Raw genomic sequence first — 15,030 nt, forward strand, 5'->3', positions numbered from 1 at the left:
CTCACTCCTCCACGACCACTGGAATACGTTGCCCACGGATACGCTGATATTCCGGGGTTGGCACTCCCACCGCATCGTCCACGTACGTGTTAAATTTGGCGCGCTTAACCGGCGACTGTAAGGTGCTCTGCCACTCACATTGATAAGTATCAACCACGTGCTGCATTTGTGTTTCCAACGCTTCACACAAACCCAGAGAATCGTTTTGGACGACTTGTTTGAGGTAATCCAGGCCACCATCCAGATTCTCCATCCAGACTGACGTACGCTGCAGTTTGTCTGCTGTACGGACATAGAACATCAATACCCGATCAATCAGCTGTATCAATTCCGCTTTGCTCAGATCCGAGGCAAACAGATCAGCATGACGAGGACGCATGCCACCGTTACCACACACGTAAAGGTTCCAGCCTTTCTCTGTAGCAATCACACCTATATCTTTGCTTTGAGCTTCGGCGCATTCACGGGTGCAACCGGAGACGGCGAATTTGAGTTTGTGCGGTGCCCGCAAACCTTTGTAGCGGTTTTCCAGCTCAATCGCGAGACCAACCGAGTCGTCTACCCCGTATCGACACCACGTCGACCCTACACAAGATTTGACGGTGCGGACCGACTTCCCGTAAGCATGGCCCGTTTCAAATCCAGCCCGGATCAAGGCTTCCCATATCGCTGGTAACTGCTCAAGTTGCGCTCCGAATAGATCGACACGTTGTCCACCCGTGATCTTGGTGTATAAATCGTAATCACGTGCAACTTCCCCTAAGACAATCAGTTTATCCGGCGTTATTTCTCCCCCCGGAACCCGTGGTACGATCGAATAGGATCCATCTTTTTGCAGGTTTGCCATATAGGCGTCGTTGGAATCTTGCAAACTACTGTGCTCCGGATCGAGAATATGTTCGTTCCACAATGATGCGAACACCGACGCCGCCGTCGGTTTACACAAGTCGCACCCAAGACCCTGACCATGTTTGTTGATCAGGGTGTCAAAATCTCTGATCTGCTCTACCTGACATAAGTGGAACAGTTCCTGGCGTGATAAGGCGAAATGTTCGCAAATGTGGTTGTTGACCTCCATGCCCATGGCAGCCAACTCCCCGTCCAGTACTGACTTCACCATATTGCTGCAACCACCGCATCCGGTTCCGGCTTTCGTGCAAGACTTCAGCTCGGACAAATCGTGGATTCCGGCATGAACCTTAGTGACAATGTCACTTTTTGTGACGTTGTGGCAAGAACAAATCACCGCGTTATCGGATAATTCTCCTTCCAGAATAGATGTATCCAGCAGCAAATTTGCCGCATGCTCTGGCAATACGGTTTGGTTGAGGTAGCATTGCAGCAGCGCGTCATAGTCACCAGTATCACCAACCAGAATCGCACCCAACAGTTGGGTCCCGGATTCGTCGACCACCAGCTTTTTGTAGGTGCCTTCCACCGTATCCTGCAGTACCATATCTCTAGCATATGGGGTGGCTTTGTGCGCGTCTCCTATTGACGCAACATCCACCCCGAGTAACTTGAGCTTTGTACTCATATCAGCGCCTTGAAACGATGCTTGCGTGTCACCTGCCAAATGCTTCGCCACCACTCGTGCCATTGAATAGCCTGGTGCGACCAGTCCGAATATCCGCTCTTGCCACAACGCACATTCCCCAATGGCATAGACACCCGGTGCACTTGTCATGCACTGATCATTGACGACAATTCCGCCGCGCTCTCCAATCTCTATACCAGCCAAACGAGCCAGTGCATCCTGTGGACGAATGCCCGCAGAAAAAACGATGACGTCCACTTCCAGAGGCAGCTGCTCTTTGAGCACCATACGATGCCGTGCATGTTCACCGTCAATAATGCGTTCAGTCGACGTGCTGGTATGGACCTGTAAACCCAGTGACTCGATTTTTTCTTTGAGCAGTTGTCCTGATCCATCATCAAGTTGAACGGGCATCAATCTGGGCGCAAACTCAACCACGTGTGTTTCCAGTCCGAGCAGACGCAGCGCATTAGCCGCCTCAAGCCCAAGCAATCCACCACCGACCACGGCGCCGCTTTTCGCTCCCTGGCAAGCGGTTCGGATTGATGAAAGATCATCTAACGTGCGGTAGACGAAGATGCCGTCTCGCTCTTTACCTTCTATTGGCGGCACAAACGGATATGAACCAGTCGCAAGGACAAGTTTGTCATACCCCAGAACCGTATCTTCATCCAGCATTAGTCTCTGTGCTTTAGTATCCAGGTGGGTGACCTGACAACCCAGCAACAAGTTTATGTTGTGTTCGCTATACCAGTTTTCGCTGCTTAGCATCAAATCCTGATGTGACTTGCCTGAAAACAGAGACGAGAGTTGAACCCGGTCGTAGGCGATGAAGCGTTCCTCACCAATGACGGTAATACGCTTGTGTTGATGCAGGCCTTGCTCAACCATTTGCGCGACTAAGTGGTGCCCTACCATGCCGTTGCCGACAATTACAATATGTTCCATCATCTTGCTCCTATGCCGTTTTCACCAACGGCACACTCTCTGCCGCTTCTTGTTTGGACTGTTTTTCATACAGGAAACGCAGCACACTCTGGCGATAACTCTGATACGTCAAATCATCAGCCAATGCGACTCGGTTTCTGGGGCGTTCCAGTTGAATATTCAGTACTTCACCGACGGTGGCCGCAGGACCATTAGTCATCATGACGATTTTGTCGGATAGCAGAACTGCTTCATCAACGTCGTGAGTAATCATGATGACGGTGCTGTTGAGATCGGCCTGGATGCGCATCAAAGCATCCTGGAGATGTGCACGCGTCAGAGCGTCCAGCGCGCCAAAGGGCTCGTCCATCAACAAGACTTTTGGTTTGAGTGCGAGCGCCCGTGCGATGCCGACTCGCTGCTTCATACCCCCAGAAATTTCATCCGGACGTTTGTTGGCTGCGTGCTGCATCTGAATTAAGTCCAGATAATGCTCGGTTTCACACTTCACTTGCGCAGTGGATCTCCCTTTGTTGACCTGTTTAACGGCTAACTCGACGTTCTGATACACGCTCAGCCATGGCAACAATGAGTGATTCTGAAACACCACGGCGCGCTCTGGCCCTGGTCCTGCAACTTCATGTCCATCCAGTATCACGCCGCCATCGGTGGGCATTAACAGCCCTGCCACCAAATTCAGCACAGTTGATTTCCCACAGCCGGAATGACCGATCAGAGAGATGAATTCCCCTTTGTTGATATCGAGGTTGACATTTTTCAGCGCGACGAACTCTCCTTGTTTGGTGGGAAAGCGCATCCCTAGCTGAGTCAAATCGAGATAAGGTTTTGACATAACGGCCTCCTTGCCATTAACGAAGTTCCTGTTGTTTGTCCCACGACATCCATTTCTGCAACTGCAACATGCCTCGGTCGAGCAACAAACCGATCAGTCCGATAGTAATAACGGCTACCATGATCCGCCCCAAAGACGCCGAGCTGCCATTTTGGAATTCATCCCAAACAAACTTACCCAGCCCAGGGTTTTGTGCGAGCATTTCGGCGGCAATCAATACCATCCAGGCAATCCCCAGCGACAACCTAAGGCCAGTAAAAATCATCGGTACCGCCGATGGCAAAACAATGGTTCTGATATGCTTCCACCAAGAGAGCTGCAATACCTTGCTCACGTTAAGCAAATCTTTATCGACACTGGTAACCCCTACGGCTGTGTTGATCAATGTTGGCCACAAACTGCATAACGCCACTGTAAACAGCGAATTAACAAACGATTTGGCGAACATGGGATCGTCACTCACGTACGTGGCACTGACCACCATGGTGACAATCGGCAACCACGCCAGAGGAGAGACCGGCTTCAGCAGTTGTATGATGGGGTTAAATGCCTGATAAAGCCCTTGGTTCAACCCAAGCACAATACCAAGCGGTATCGCAATCAATGAAGCCAACACAAAGCCGCACGCAACGGTAAACAAACTCGTGACGATTTGGTCAAAATACGTTGGTTTGCCGGTGTATGGCCGAATCCGAACTTCCGCATGTGGATCTTTAGCCAATTTTGCGGCGTTACGCTTTTCCTGACGTTCAATGAATGCCTGTGCTTTTTCGCGCTCACGCCAGTGTTCGTCTACCAAATGGCTCAACTGGGTAAACGTCTGAGCGGGCCCGGGGAGCGTACCCAATGAGGTATGTACCTCTCGTGCGGCCAGATGCCACATCATCAAAAACATCACAATACCAATCACTGGCAGGAGCAGCGCTTTGCTGCGACTGACCACCGCACCACTGCCTGGAAACAGAGCGATTACATTACTCGACATAGTCGTATCCTTTTTTGGGGTCTGGCGATGTAAACCAAGGTTCTCACCAGACGCGTTACACCTGATCGTCCCCTTTCAGGCCGATAGAAAACTGGTTGAGGTACTCGTTTGGCCGATGACCGTCGTACACAACGTTATCGATGAAATGAGTCTGCGGGGCGCGGAAGCCATCTTCTTCAGAAAAATCCGGAAAGTCCGCAGCGCTGAATACTCCGTCTTGAATCAGTGACAACGCAGCCTGTTGATAGATATCAGGACGGTACACCTGCTTGGCGATATCCATATACCACGCATCAGGTTTAGCCTGCGGAATCTGTCCCCAGCGACGCATTTGGGTTAAGTACCAAATGGCATCACTGTAATAGGGGTACGTCGCATTGTGGCGAAAGAACACATTGAAATCAGGCACTTCACGTTTGTCGCCTTTTTCATACTCGAAGGTGCCGGTCATTGAATTGGCGATCACCTCGGCATCTGCGCCGACATACTCGCTTTTGGCAAGTAGGCTGACCGCTTCTGCACGATTCACATTGTTGTGAGCATCCAGCCAGTGAGCCGCGCGAATCAACGCTTTAACAACACGAATGTGAGTATTCGGGTATTTCTCCGCCCAGGCTTTCGATACACCAAACACTTTCTCTGGGTTGTTTTTCCAGATCTCGTAATCGGTGACGACAGGCACACCTATGCCTTTAAACACCGCTTGTTGGTTCCAGGGTTCGCCCACGCAATAACCTTGGATAGTGCCCGCCTCCATGGTGGATGGCATTTGTGGGGGCGGCGTGACACTCAACAAGACATCTGCTTTCAATTGCCCGCTGTTGTCCCCGGTTTTCGGCGCGTAATAGCCCGGATGAATACCACCCGCCGCGAGCCAGTAGCGCAATTCGTAATTGTGAGTAGAGACCGGGAACACCATACCCATATTGAACGGCTTTCCTTTGTCTCGGAAGCTACTCATCACCACTGGCTTTAGCGCGTCGGCTTTGATTGGATGCTGTGGTTTGCCGTCAGCCTGCTTTGGAATGTGTGGCTTCATTTGCTGCCAGGTATCGTTGGAGACGGTGATTGCGTTGCCGTTTAGATCCATACTGAACGCGGTGATAACCTGCGCCTGGGTACCAATGCCTATCGTCGCCCCCAAAGGTTGCCCTGCCAGCATGTGAGCGCCATCCAACTCACCATCAATGACGCGGTCCAGCAGTACTTTCCAGTTCGCCTGAGCTTCGAGCGTGACGTAGAGGCCCTCATCCTCAAAGAAACCTTTTTCATACGCCACCGCTAAAGGCGCCATATCGGTCAGTTTGATAAAGCCGAACTTTAAGTCCTCTAGTTCCGGCTCACCTAGTGGCGAAGCCCATGAAGACGTAGCGATAACACCAGCTAACGTGGCTGCTATCCAATGTCCCCGAATCATTTTCAAATATTTCATCTCAATGCTCCCTTTGATTTATTCAAACAAAAAGGCGCTACCGCAATATTTGCGGTAGCGCCTTTGCTCTTAAATCTTGCCGCCGTTGACAGGTTTTAAGTTACGTTTGATTCAGATTGTGAAATTGCGTTTGTTTCCTTACTCTTTGCATTCCAAGTAACGTGCCAAGTATTTTACCAATTAAATTCAATAGCTTAATAGAAGCTAATGTCATATTGCTGCCATTGACGCTTGCTTATGGTGCGCTCTGCACCAAGGTCAAAAAAACACCCTAACCCCAAAGTAGTAACTCATTAGCCGAGCGTTTCCAGTGTGGTCAGGATGTTTTTAGCAATCTGGCTGAGAGGCTGACTGGTCTTCATCGCGGAATTCCGCATGGCCTGATAGGCCGACTCTTCGTCCATCTTATGCATTTTCATAATCAGACCTTTGGCACGTTCAATCACTTTTCTGTCTTCGATTTTAGTGTTCAGCGATGCGATTTCATCGCACATTTTCTGATATCTCACGCGTACCCGAGCAGCGTATTCCAGCCAAACACTCAACTCGCCTTCCATTGAATGCGGCAACAACACATAGTCAGATGGCTCTTCTAACGATTTGAAATTTAATGTAGAAATGGATTTTATCAGCACTAACAGCGGCACTTTGCGTTGCCGGCAAACTTCGACGATGGATCTCAGTTCCGCACACGGCGCATACCAATGCACTAACAACCGGGCCGTCGGCTCCCTATCCAATAAAAGCTCTAATTGCGAAAGTCGGCAGGTTAAGATCTGATCGTAGTTTTTCACCAATTGAGTACTCAACTGCGCCTGCTCTTTGGCATGTTCGCAGCAGATAATCAACGAGGTTGGATTGATTTGTCTGGCCATACACATTCCTTGTAGTTAACTGGTCATTTATCTCAGTAACTTCAAGGAATGTGCCAGAGTGAAGAGTTTAGGCGTTACAGTAATGCTTCCAGTACTCAAACGCCTGAGCATAGGCGCTGTCGCGATCCTGCATCTCTGCGAACAACACAACTGCCATAGTTGAAATAATGGTGTTGGCCATCAGCCCGAGATCTGATTCGGCCGTTGCAAATGGACATTGAACGGGCGCCGGAACCTCTGTCAGCATTTGTTCAGACCAGTAACACGAACTGACGTTACCTTGGTGGCTCAGCCAAACCGTTTGACTGACTTTGGGATTGTATTCCGATTCACCCGACACACCTTTGAATGAGACAACAGATTCGCTATGCTGACCAATCAGACTTTCCACTTCGGCGTGCAGTTGTTGAAATCCAGGGTGAAAACTGCCCCGCAAACCCAGCCTTGCGCCTCCTGGATTTAACGCACGAACTACTGTGTTGATTGGCGTACGTAAACCATACCGTTTTTTCCAGCCAATCATGGTTTCAGCTTGTGGAGCAAACTGAGCAAGCGGCAGGTAAACCAGATTGTCATTGGCCAACAGGTTTTGAGCATGTTCCGCGCTGTGCGCCACCGCAACGTTGAATCTGGATAAATACGATTCGGCATGCTCGCGTAGGGTCGTATTGTCCTGATAGCCATGCATCAGAATACGATACCCGTTATCAGCCAGGATCCGCGCCGCTAAAAGATGCCACGGCGGCCCGGCACTCTCACGCTTACCTGCATAGCACGGCCAATCGATATCCGCGCCGACCACCGGCAAACGTTTTTGGAAAGCTTTGACGAAACCGGCAATCTCTTCTTTTGTCTCGTTCTGAACACGGATTAACATCATCAGCATGGCCATCTGATCGTCATCACACAGGCCATCCAGATACTCATCCATCACCTGGTACGCTTGTTCAAATGTTAATGGTTTACGGCCACGCTCTCCGCGCCCAACAGTGCGGATACACTCTAAAATGGAACTCATACGTCTTCCTGTACAGATTGCAGCAACTCAGCATTATGCAATAAGGCTGCTCGCAGTTTGACGACATCACCTAAAATGATCAACGCCGGGCTCAGCCCTTTCAATTCAAGCGCATGTTTTTCAAGCGTTTCGAGAGACAATGTGTGCACTTCCTGCGTTGCACTGCACCCTTTACCGATAATCGCCACCGGGGTTGAACTGCTAAGACCGTGCGCCATCAGTCCCTGTTGAATCTGCGCTGCTTTTTCCAACCCCATATAAAACACTAAGGTTTGTCCCGATGCTACCAATTCAGCCCACGCAGGAAGTGACCCCGTCACAACCTGTCCTGTCACCAAAGTCACACTGCGCGACACCTCCCGGTGAGTCAGGGGAATCAGGGAACTCGCGGCACAGCCCAAGGCCGCCGTAATGCCGGGAATAACCTGGTAGGCCACGTTAGCCGACACCAGCGCTAATGCTTCTTCGCCTCCTCGACCAAATACAAACGGATCACCACCTTTAAGACGGACGACCTGTTTTCCTGCTTTCGCCTGACGCACTAATTCGGCGTTAATACTTTCCTGAGACATACTTGGCCTGCCGCAGCGTTTCCCCACGTAGATCATTTCCGCATCGGGATCGGCAAACTCGAGTATGTCGCGGCCAACCAGTCGGTCATAGATCACAACATCCGCCTGCTGAATCGCTTTTAGCGCCTTGAGAGTCAGTAGTTCCGGATCGCAAGGCCCGGCTCCAACCAACGTCACACGACCCGCTTGGGGCTGCGTTTTCGGTTTTGATGGTAGCGTACGCTGATACCAGTCAGTGTGACTAGAGAAGTCTCCTGAAAAGAAACCATCCAAAGATTGCTGTGTCATGCGTGGCGCTCCTCTTCATTTGTGACAAGCGATGTCTGACAGGTTTGCACCCATTGTTTGAGTTCCGGTAAACAGGAGCCACAGTTGGTACCGCATTTGAGTAACGTCTGCAACTGCTTCAGGTCAACACACTCTTTCGACTCAAGCGCCCGCTTAATCTGCCAATCAGTGACACGGTAACAGCTACAGATCAGCTTTGCCTGCTGCGTGGCCATACAAATGGACAATAGTCGACCGATATCAAGCGGCATCCCAAGTAACGACAGCAGCGCTTGATAGTCCGTTTTGATCGGCTTACCTGACAACATCAAAATAGCCGCCACTTCAGGATGCTCGCCGTGGATGGTGCAATCGATTCCCAGCCAGCCGGTTTCTAATTCTAATACCAAACGACGCTGAGTGAGCTGACGTTGAAAATCCTCAATGTTTCGCTCTTCCCTGTCCACAAACCGCCATATCTGACCGTTGCGTTCCTGTTGCAGTGATGCGTAGGTGCACAGTGAAAAATCCGCCCGACTTCCCAGATACATGCCATAGGTTTTCGCTTTTACCTGACTGAGGCTGACTGAAGATGATTTAAACGCGGGCTGCCCCGACTGCTGATCCGTGCATGCTTGCACCACAGCATTGATCTGGCTTTGGCCACCATAGCGCCCCGCCCAGTGCATGGACATAAACAACTGCTGGTCACTCAGAGCATTGTCCAACTCCGCAATGGCCAGAATAGAAGTATCGCCCTGTTCAAGCTCGACCAGTTGACCTGATTTGATGGCATAACTTTCAGCTGTCAGCGCATTTAGATACAGTGTCGGTTGCACTTCAGACGCGCTCAATTGTGCAATGTGTCCGGTACGAGTCATAGTATGCCACTGGTCACGCTGACGGCCCGTGTTTAACCACAAATCAGACCGGCGCACGCAGGGCACGGTCACTGCAAAGCGAGCCTTGCCGGTATCGGTTGAAAAATGATGATCACCAAAAGGTTTATTGCCTCCCCACTGCCAAGGAAGCCAATTGTCGTACGCTTCGTCGCTCAAGTGCGCAAACTGTGATAAATCCAACTTTAACGGCGTGCCACTATTGAGTCCGGTCATCGCCGCAAACTCACGAAAGATCTGGGCGGGCGTAGAATAATCAAACGCATCCGCGACGCCCAAATAGTCACATAAAGCACTGCCGACTCGTGCAATTTGCCACCAGTCAGGCCGGGTTTCCCCAGGCGCTGGCAAAAATTGTCGCTGGCGAGAAAGGCGCCGCTCTGAATTGGTCACCATCCCGTGCTTTTCTCCCCACCCAGAGGCCGGTAGCAGCAGATCGGCGTAACGCGCGGTATCAGTGTCCGCGGTAATATCCGACACAATGACAAAGTCACACTTTTCTAACGCGCGTCGTACTTGCTGGTTATCCGGCATCGATACCGCCGGATTGGTGGCCATAATCCACAACACTTTGATCTCGCCTCGCTCTGCAGCGCTGAACAGGTCAACCGCTTTCAGACCCGGCTGGGTTGCCACATTGGGTGCCTGCCAGAATTGCGCTACAGCGCTGATGTCTTCAGAAGTAAATCCCCGGTGCACGGCCAACTGATTCGCCAGACCGCCAACTTCGCGTCCTCCCATCGCATTCGGTTGACCGGTAATCGAAAACGGACCACTGCCACAACGATTGATCTGTCCGGTTGCAAGGTGCAGGTTGATGATGGCATTGCCTTTGTCGACACCCGATGTGGATTGATTAACTCCCTGGCAGAACAACGTAATGGCAGCGTGAGACGATGCGAACCAGTGAAAGAAAGTCCCGAGAATCGACTCACTCACGCCCAACTGTTGACTCAGCACATCCAACTGATAATGCGCTTTTTCAACCTCGGCCAGCAAAGCTTCAAAGCCTTCCGTATGCTCAGCAATAAAAGCTTCATCAACCGCCTGATGATCGCAGCAGTAGCGTAACAACCCATTGAACAGAGCGACGTCATCATCGTTACCGATCGGAATATGTAAATCGGCTTGCTCCGCTGTAACGGTGCGGCGGGGATCAATCACCACCAGTTTGAGGTTAGGATTTTGTTCACGCGCTTGTTGAATTCGACGAAAAATCACCGGATGAGTCCAGGCAGTGTTGGCGCCGGTGATAACAATTAAATCCGCCTTGTCCAAATCGTCGTAACTCACTGGCACGACATCTTCACCAAAAGCCTTACAATGCGCAGCCACCGCCGAGGACATGCACAACCTTGAGTTCGTATCAATATTGGCAGAACCGACAAACCCCTTCATGAACTTATTGGCTACATAGTAATCCTCGGTCAGTAACTGACCCGAGACGTACATCGCGACAGAATCCGGGCCATAGTGTTTAATCGCATCCGTGATCTTTTCACGCACGGTCTCAATCGCATCAGACCAGTTGATCTCGACACCATTCAGCCTGGGATACAGCAGACGACTCGGCATTTGGAGACTCTCCTTCAGCGCCGAACCTTTCACACAAAGTGCGCCCTGATTGGCAGGATGGTCAGTGTCACCTTTAATGCCTTGTTGTTGTATCGTCACTCCGCAGCCCACGCCGCAATACGGGCAGGTCGAATGGATTATTTGTTGTGTCATGCTCGATTCCTTTCTCTGAGGCAAAAAAAAGCCCCTCCTTAATGGAGAGGCTTCGTTGCCTGTGACGTCGGTGTAGTGAACTGCAGTACGAGTTCATTGTTAAATAGGTTAAAGCAAAATGATTGCCAACCTATTCTCTATTATAATTTTCAAATATTTCATAAAGTTAATAAAATCAACTCCACACAAGTTAAAGAGCACGCACCAACTTGGTTCACCATCTTCACCGATTTGGTGTGCCTATCACCTTTTGTGCATACGCTCTGTGTGAGCGCGTCAGTCTCAGGTAAACTTCTCAGTATAATCTTGTATCTAAAAGAGAACTGCCACATGCAAAGCGCCGAATACTTCATAGACCATCTTAATCTTCAACCACACGTAGAGGGCGGCTATTACTGCTCATCGTTTCGTTCCGACACACCGTTTGATGAAAACCGCCCACTCTGGAGCAGCATTTACTTTTTGCTGCGTACCGGAGAAGTCTCTCATTTTCACCAACTGACCGCCGATGAAATGTGGTATTTCCATGCAGGAGAGTCGCTGACTATTTATATGATTGATCCAGAGGGGCAACTGACCACTCAGCAACTCGGTCTGGATATTGAACGCGGTGAACAGCCTCAGGTACTCGTACCGAAAGGATATGTTTTTGGTTCCGCGATGAATCAGCCTGGCTTCTCGCTCGTTGGCTGCATGGTATCACCTGGTTTTACATTTGAGGATTTCACGCTTTACGATCGGAATGGCTTACTCAATCGCTATCCTCAACATCGCGACGTGATCTTAACCCTAACCCGAGAAACCTAACGACTTCTATAGGATCGATTGCGACACCGGATAAAACACCAGTTGTTCGTTTTCTACCATGAAGCAGTCCATACCTGCGTTATGGGCTGCGCTTTTGCCCAGTTCCGTGTCTTCAAACACAACGCAGTCACTCGCTTTGAGGCCTAATTTCTCAGCCGCAAGGAGAAACGTGTCTGGCGAAGGCTTGTGGTCCTGCACATCGGTGGCAGACACCACGGCTTGCAGCTTGTCCAGTAGGCGGGCATTGTCGAGCAGACGCAGCGCGCTCTCCCTCTGGCTCCCAGTGCCAACCGCCATCTTTTTGTGACCCATATACTGATCCAGAATCTCAGTCGTACAAGCAATGAGCGCAGGGGGCGTATCGATGCTGGCAAAAGCATCCATTTTGAAACGTGAGACCTCACTAGGTAGCAGGTTCATGTGATACTTACGATTGATTTCATTCGCAATTTTAAAGCTCGGCATACCACCCAAACTGTGCAGCCATACTTGATCAAAGGGAAACTGAAAATGCTCGGCGGTTTTAGCCCACGCAGCGAGGTGCGCAGGCATGGTATCAAGCAGCGTGCCATCCATATCAAAAATAAGGCCTTTGTATTTGGCAAGTTCGAGGGTCATGTTATCTCCCGTCGGTTTATTGTTAAATTTGGCATTCTGGAACAATTGTCATATTTCTGTAGTTTTTTATTACACAAAAGTACCAGATAATACAATTACATATGGTGCTAAAGTTATTTTTCAGCACAGCATATATTGATAGCACTATGAATAGTGCGTAGTATCATCAAAAAACATAATAATTCACGTCAGATACTCTTTCATCAGACTTAAGGTAATCTCATGAATATTAAGCAAAAGTTGTATTCATTGGGTGTGATTGCTATTTTGGGAATTGCGTTTCTCGTGGGAGCTACAACCCACTTCACTCAAACCACCGGAGAACTGAGCCAAGCCACTCAACTTGTCGACAAATTAGAAATTCGTCTTCTCAATCTTCGTCGTAATGAAAAAGACTTCCTGCTTCGCCACGACGCCAAATATCTGGATAAATTCGAAAAAAATCTTACCACGTTTTTAAGCCTTGAAAGTGAACTTTCTGGGTTACTGAGTGAACACAAGTTGCCATCCAGTCAACAACTGCGTACTGACATCCTTTCCTACCAAAAAAGTTTTCAGCAGTTGGTGGCCGGGTATCAAACGCTGGGCCTGAAGGCGGATCAAGCACTCAGAAATAACTACTATACGGCTTTCTCAGCACTGGAATCACGACTTGGCAGCGAAGATCTGGTCAAGCTCTTTGAATTTGATGAAAAAGTGGAAGCTGGAGAGCTGGACGCTCAATTGTTGACCGACGTCCCTGCCCCACAATTTCTGAAAACAGCAAATGCACTGGTTGCGCAAAAACAAGTGATTGGCCTCAAATATGACCAGGGCTTGCTCGGAGAAGCACGTACCCGATCGCACTCGGTAGAAAAGCAGTTCAGCGACTTTTCTACCAAGCTGAATGAGCAAATTGACGCGAATAACCAACAAGTATCGACGATGAAAACGGCGATTGTCGGTATTATCGTGGTACTTATCGCTGGTTTCATTTACTGGATCTCGCGCTCCATCAACCTTCAGGTTGCGTTTCTGCTCAATACCATTCAGGAAATCGCCAGAACCAACAACGTCGGCATGCGTGCTAACCTAAAAGGGAAAGATGAACTCGCTTCGATCGGCACTTACTTCAACCGCTTGCTGGAAAAACTGGAAGGACTGATTTCGGGCACTCAAACGAAAGCGGGCCAGCTATCCAGCAACACCGAAACTATGCACGGTGAGTTGCAGAGTGTGATTGAACAGTTCCACATTCAGGCTGATCACACCACATCCATGGCAACAGCCGTTCAGGAAATGGTCGCGACCATCAGCGAGATATCTGAAAGCACGTCAGTTGCGGTCGAAGGTGTCCAGCAGGCGTCTGTGAACGCTCAGAATGGCCGAACGGTCGTCGAGTCCACCGTAAGCAATATCGGCCAACTGTCTGCCACATTGGAAGACAGCCAAAATTCGATCTCATCACTTAATGATCATGTGGCGCAAATTGGCGGCGCGGTCAATATCATTCAGGATATTGCAGAGCAAACTAATTTATTGGCACTGAACGCGGCAATTGAAGCGGCGCGTGCTGGTGAGCAAGGCCGCGGATTTGCCGTGGTGGCCGATGAAGTGCGTGCGCTTGCCAGCCGTACACATCAGTCGACAGAAGAAATCACCAAGGTGGTTTCGGCGATTCAACATCAAATGTCTCAAGTGGTTGATGACATCAATCAATGTAATCAGCAAGGCCATGAAACACTTGATGCTTCCCAGAAGCTCGATGACAGCCTGAGCCAAATTATTCACGACATGGAAAACATTCAGGCCAACTCAGAGCGAATTGCGTCTGCAATTGAAGAACAAGGCATCGTGATGAATCAGGTCAGTGAGTCGATCACCGAACTCAATACCATCTCGGAAAACAACATGCACTCTGCTCAGCAGTGCTTGGTGGAGGTGGATGAAGTATCACGTCAGGCCCGGGATATGGACGCGGCGGTGGCAGAATTTACCACCAGCAAAAGCTAACCAAATATCACGACGATAACTAACCTCGGCCCCCAACACTGGGGGCTTTTTTATGCTTCATATTCAAGACAAATTTGCTTCTATTTTTTGAGAATCCATATACAACAAAACTAATAGGTGAAGTGTATTTCCACCTTGCTGTAACTAAGTTTAAGTGTGACCTCACAACCTCATAAGGCTAAGTTATGTTAAGGACAACGAAAACAATATATGTACTCCCTCTGCTTTGTTTTTCTGCCTCGTCACTGGCAGCCGAAGAGTCTGACATTGCCAAACGCCCTCAAACGGTTAACGACGTTTTTGTCCGTTCCGGCGTCCTGACCCCAAAGGGCCAATTCGCGTTTGATGCGTCATTAAGCTACACACAAAACTCTTCCAACAAAGTCTCCGTCGTTGGTTACACCATTCTTCCTACTCTTCTGGTCGGTCGAATAGAAGTCTCTGATTCCGATCGTACAACCATTACTGCCGGCTTATCGGCCCGTTACGGCTTGTTTGACGATACTGAAATTGAGATCCG

At 49.7% G+C, this 15,030-nt stretch carries 11 protein-coding genes and 1 pseudogene; 3 read left to right on the forward strand and 9 right to left on the reverse strand.

What is annotated here, in order from left to right; all coding sequences use genetic code 11:
* Position 1 precedes the first annotated feature (1 nt).
* From nirB to CAG64_RS09785, 8 genes are all read right to left on the reverse strand, one after another.
* Positions 2 to 2,485: a nitrite reductase large subunit NirB gene (gene nirB / locus CAG64_RS09750; protein ID WP_161447718.1), complete on the reverse strand. Its 2,484-nt coding sequence runs from the start codon at positions 2,483 to 2,485 to the stop codon at positions 2 to 4.
* 10 nt (positions 2,486 to 2,495) lie between these two features.
* Positions 2,496 to 3,317, reverse strand: a complete 822-nt coding sequence (locus CAG64_RS09755) for an ABC transporter ATP-binding protein (RefSeq protein WP_021705211.1) — start codon at positions 3,315 to 3,317, stop codon at positions 2,496 to 2,498.
* Between the two features lie 16 nt (positions 3,318 to 3,333).
* A complete protein-coding gene (locus CAG64_RS09760; RefSeq protein ID WP_021705210.1) occupies positions 3,334 to 4,302 on the reverse strand; it encodes an ABC transporter permease in 969 nt (322 codons plus the stop codon).
* A 55-nt stretch (positions 4,303 to 4,357) separates the two neighbouring features.
* Positions 4,358 to 5,734 carry a CmpA/NrtA family ABC transporter substrate-binding protein gene (locus tag CAG64_RS09765; protein WP_161447712.1) on the reverse strand — a complete coding sequence of 459 codons (1,377 nt, stop codon included), beginning with the start codon at positions 5,732 to 5,734 and terminating at the stop codon, positions 4,358 to 4,360.
* Between the two features lie 293 nt (positions 5,735 to 6,027).
* Positions 6,028 to 6,609 (reverse strand): ANTAR domain-containing response regulator, encoded by a 582-nt coding sequence (locus CAG64_RS09770; RefSeq protein ID WP_161447714.1) that lies wholly within the window; start codon positions 6,607 to 6,609, stop codon positions 6,028 to 6,030.
* A 67-nt stretch (positions 6,610 to 6,676) separates the two neighbouring features.
* Positions 6,677 to 7,627 (reverse strand): glycosyl transferase family protein, encoded by a 951-nt coding sequence (locus CAG64_RS09775; protein ID WP_021705207.1) that lies wholly within the window; start codon positions 7,625 to 7,627, stop codon positions 6,677 to 6,679.
* Positions 7,624 to 8,487: a uroporphyrinogen-III C-methyltransferase gene (gene cobA / locus CAG64_RS09780; RefSeq protein ID WP_161447716.1), complete on the reverse strand. Its 864-nt coding sequence runs from the start codon at positions 8,485 to 8,487 to the stop codon at positions 7,624 to 7,626. Before cobA ends, CAG64_RS09775 begins: the two co-directional genes overlap by 4 nt.
* The gene (locus tag CAG64_RS09785; RefSeq protein ID WP_021705205.1) at positions 8,484 to 11,093 is read right to left on the reverse strand and encodes a nitrate reductase; all 2,610 of its coding nucleotides are present in this window, start codon (positions 11,091 to 11,093) and stop codon (positions 8,484 to 8,486) included. The genes cobA and CAG64_RS09785 overlap by 4 nt, the downstream gene beginning before the upstream one ends.
* Before the next feature lie 330 nt (positions 11,094 to 11,423).
* On the opposite strand from CAG64_RS09785, the gene CAG64_RS09790 reads away from it, so the two are divergent.
* A complete protein-coding gene (locus CAG64_RS09790; protein ID WP_161457451.1) occupies positions 11,424 to 11,900 on the forward strand; it encodes a cupin domain-containing protein in 477 nt (158 codons plus the stop codon).
* Between the two features lie 6 nt (positions 11,901 to 11,906).
* On the opposite strand, the gene CAG64_RS09795 is transcribed toward CAG64_RS09790, so the two are convergent.
* Complete coding sequence (locus CAG64_RS09795) at positions 11,907 to 12,518, reverse strand: beta-phosphoglucomutase family hydrolase (RefSeq protein ID WP_161454974.1); 612 nt, start codon at positions 12,516 to 12,518, stop codon at positions 11,907 to 11,909.
* A 222-nt stretch (positions 12,519 to 12,740) separates the two neighbouring features.
* Here CAG64_RS09795 and CAG64_RS09800 point away from each other — a divergent pair, with 222 nt between their 5' ends.
* Positions 12,741 to 14,510 (forward strand): methyl-accepting chemotaxis protein, encoded by a 1,770-nt coding sequence (locus tag CAG64_RS09800; RefSeq protein WP_161457452.1) that lies wholly within the window; start codon positions 12,741 to 12,743, stop codon positions 14,508 to 14,510.
* 185 nt (positions 14,511 to 14,695) lie between these two features.
* Positions 14,696 to 15,030 (forward strand): annotated as a pseudogene (locus tag CAG64_RS09805) (transporter); the annotation flags it as partial.

The sequence above is a fragment of the Vibrio sp. V38_P2S17PM301 genome (genome assembly GCF_009904845.1).
Taxonomy (GTDB): domain Bacteria; phylum Pseudomonadota; class Gammaproteobacteria; order Enterobacterales; family Vibrionaceae; genus Vibrio; species Vibrio proteolyticus.